The organism is Sabulibacter ruber, from assembly GCF_017355955.1.
Taxonomy (GTDB): Bacteria; Bacteroidota; Bacteroidia; order Cytophagales; family Hymenobacteraceae; genus Nibribacter; species Nibribacter ruber_A.
This window is the reverse complement of sequence record NZ_JAFFID010000063.1, coordinates 1-318: the sequence shown is the minus strand read 5'-3', so window position 1 is coordinate 318 and position 318 is coordinate 1. Positions and strand designations below refer to the sequence as shown.

Genomic DNA, 318 nt, shown 5'->3' with positions numbered 1-318 from the left:
AGGCCGCCAGCTTCTCGCGGATCAACCCCTTGGTCTCCTCGATCCCGTAGAGCTGGATGAAGGAGCCCATGCGCGGGCCGGTGCTCTGGCCCAGCAGCACCTCGTAGAGCGCCAGGAACCAGGCGCGCAGCTCGGTGAAGCCGTGCGCCTTGCCGACCTCGAACACCTCGTTCTGGATGGCCTCGGCGGTGGCGCCGGCGGGAATGGCGTCCAGCCGCGTCAGCAGGTCCTCCAGCGCGGCGCGCTCGGCGTCGGTGGGGGCGCGGAACTGCTTGGTCGGCTTCACCTGGTCCTGGTAATAGCGGACGGCGTATCCCG

Annotated in this window: 1 protein-coding gene; it reads right to left on the bottom strand. The window is 69.5% G+C overall.

Annotated features, from left to right (window positions below; genetic code table 11):
- On the bottom strand, positions 1-318 hold a 318-nt coding region (locus JT719_RS24460; protein WP_207436406.1), incomplete at both ends, for a hypothetical protein.